The organism is Rhodopseudomonas sp. B29 (assembly GCF_000333455.1).
In the GTDB taxonomy this organism is placed as follows: Bacteria; Pseudomonadota; Alphaproteobacteria; order Rhizobiales; family Xanthobacteraceae; genus Rhodopseudomonas.
This window is the reverse complement of sequence record NZ_BADD01000108.1, coordinates 1-2,825: the sequence shown is the minus strand read 5'-3', so window position 1 is coordinate 2,825 and position 2,825 is coordinate 1. Positions and strand designations below refer to the sequence as shown.

The following is a 2,825-nucleotide window of genomic DNA, read 5'->3' as shown; positions in this document are numbered from 1 at the left end:
ACGTTCAGGGTCGAGCCGTCGCTGATCAGGGTGCCGAGCGTCGTACCACTGTGGTGCGCTGCTTGTCAAGGTCAGCGAGCCGGAACCGCTCGCGGTGGTAAGACCGAGGTTCTTGAACAGGTCGGTGAAGCCGGTGATGTTGAGGTCGGCACCCGTCGAGCTCTGGATCGTGACCTGACCGGTGGACACGCTCGAGGCGGTCTGGCCGGCGTTGGTGCTGATCGTCGCGACACCGCCCGAGATCGACGCCGACTTGACGCCGTTGGCGAGGTCGACCGCGGTCAACAGATCACCCACCGTCGCGTTGGTGAAGTTGCTCTGGTTGCCGAGGTAGATGGTCGAGTTGCCCGAACCGTCGGTCGCGATGCGGCCGAGAACGCCGGTACCGTTCGGAATGGCGTTGCCCTGCGGAGCATCGGCAGTCTTGAAGGTGATGGTCTTGCCGTTGACGGTCAGCTGAGTGCCGTCCGCGATCGCATTGGTGGTCAGACCGCCATTGGTGTTGAACAGCTGCGTGCTCGCCGTGATATTGGCGGCTGCGCCTGCAGTGGTGTTCACCGTCTGCGCAGTGAGACCGAGCTTGGCCAGCACCGTACCACCAGAGTTGTCACCGATGGTCAGCGGGCTGTTGGTGCCGGAATGCAGGGTGATCTTGCCGGCAGCGACGGTCGAACCCGAGCCGTTGTTGATGGCGTCGATCGTCGTCGTCAGGTTGGCCAGAGTCTGGTCGATACCGATCGTGTAGTTGCCGCTGCTGTCCTTGCTGGCGGCGCCGGCGGTGGTGAAGGTGATGGTCTTGCCGTTGACCGTGATCGAGTCGCCCGCAGCCGGGCCGGTCGCGGTGGAGGTCGAACCGTTGGTCAGCGCGCTGATCAGCGTGGAGGTCGTAGCGGTGGCGCCGGCGGTGCCGACGGTCAGCGCGGAGCCGGCGGCGGAAGCGTCCGCCGCAGCGGCAACCTGGACGCTCGCCGAAGCGGGAGATCGAAACGATCGCGCCGCCGAGGCTGTCAGTGCCGGCCGCAGCGGTGGTGCCGCCAGCGGTGCCGTCGAAGATGGTGTTGGAGGTGGCGACGCCGTTGGGCGAAGCTCTGGGTGCCGCGCAGGTCGTCGGCCGTCGCGCCCGAAATCGTGGCGGACACGTTCGACTTGGTGGAGTAACCCGAAGTGGTCTGCAGGGCCTGGTTGGCGATCGACTTGGCGCTGTCCACGAGCTTGTTCAGCGAAGTGATGCCGGTGTTGGCGGCCTGCAGGATCTGCACGCCGTTGCCGATGCCGTCGAGCAGGTTGTTGATGTCCGACGCGCGGTTGTCGAGCGAGGCCGCAGTGAAGAAGTTAGTCGGATTGTCGAGCGCCGTGTTGACCTTCTTACCCGAAGCGAGACGGCTCTGGGTGGTGGCGAGCAGATCGGCCGTGGCTTGGAGCGACGACAGATTCTGCCGAACGGCATTGGAGAGAACGATACCTGACATGTGATGCTACCTTCCTGGTTTAGCACTGCGATCTTCTTGATCGACCGCGGAACCATGCCGGCGAGACTCTAAGAATGCGTAAAAGATCGGCAGCGGGTTTAAGTAATGAAATCGCTCGTAAAACCACGGGCTTGCGAGTAGCTCCGAGAATAGGCCGACGCACATAACGGCATCGCGCAACTACACGCCACCTGCATAAAGCCCAGTATTTCTAGATAGTTGCACAGTGCAGGGCGGCGCCGGGGAAGCGCCGATTAACAAATAGTAAAGATCAAAGGATTGCGTCGGCGCGTTCAGAGATTGTTAATCACTGAACCCACCGGCCAAACCGACTGAAATTATTCTTTGGCGTTAGGCCCTTTTCTCGAAGCGCAACAGCTTCATCGGACAGAAATCACCGGCAGGCGGCAGTGCCGCGAAATAATCGTTGAGCCGCGACGACGATTTGACCTTGGCGCCCTTCGGCATCAAGGCGGGCAGAAGTACGCGCGAGCCGAAATAATAGCCGCTGAGGAATGCGTCCTGAAAAGTGCAGGCGCAGCCGAGCGACAGCATGAACTCGATCGTGGCCGGCTCGTCGAAGAAATGATTGTGCCAGCTCTCCGGGATCGGCTCGAGACCGAGTTCGTCCCGCGCTTCGTTGAGATTGTTGAGGCCGGTCGAGAAGCCTTCCTGCATGATATAGGCACCGCCCGGCTTCAACGCGCGCACGATGTTGCCGAGCGCCACCTTCTGATCGTCCCACGACACCAGATTCTGGATGCAGCGCTGGCTGAACACCACGTCATAAGCCTGAGTGTCGTCCAGCTTCAGCACGTCGCCGACAAAAAAGCCGACGCGGTTATCCGGATCGAGCTTCTTCGCGTTGTCGATCATCGCCGGGGAGAAATCGAACGCCTTGATCCGGATGTCCGGATACGCCGCCAGAACCTGCGTCGTCGTGTAGCCGTTGCCGCATCCGACCTCGAGCACCGACATCGCGGGGCGAAGATGCGGCAGCAGCGCCTTCACTTCCAGCACGCGGGTGCGCATGTCCTGGATGGTCGACGTGCCGCTGGTGCCGTGCATTGCGGCCTGCTCGGCATAGAGCTTCTGAATGTCGTCGACGGTGAATTTCTCGGTCAATCTCGCCTCCCCGGCTGCCGCGCGAGCGGCGCTGACACTTCGTTAACGATGGAATTCCACGACCGCCGCGATCACCTCGTCGACCTGATCGTCGCTCAGCTTCTCGTGGATCGGCAGGCTGATGATCTCGCGCACCAGCCGCTCGGCGTTCGGCAACGGCCGCGGCGCAGGATGGCGATACGCCGGCTGCTGCGACATCAACAGCGGATGACGGATCTGGCCTCGATGCCG

At 62.2% G+C, this 2,825-nt stretch carries 2 protein-coding genes and 1 pseudogene; all 3 read right to left on the bottom strand.

All coding sequences use genetic code 11. The features are described 5' to 3' along the window. Window positions 1-1,469: pseudogene (locus tag I5M_RS29145) on the bottom strand (DUF1522 domain-containing protein); the annotation flags it as partial. A gap of 351 nt (window positions 1,470-1,820) precedes the next feature. After that, window positions 1,821-2,594 carry a trans-aconitate 2-methyltransferase gene (locus I5M_RS03980; RefSeq protein ID WP_022720217.1) on the bottom strand — a complete coding sequence of 258 codons (774 nt, stop codon included), beginning with the start codon at window positions 2,592-2,594 and terminating at the stop codon, window positions 1,821-1,823. Between the two features lie 42 nt (window positions 2,595-2,636). Beyond that, window positions 2,637-2,825, bottom strand: a 189-nt coding sequence (locus I5M_RS29140; RefSeq protein WP_040771548.1) for a DegT/DnrJ/EryC1/StrS family aminotransferase, incomplete at its 5' end; no start/stop codon positions are given.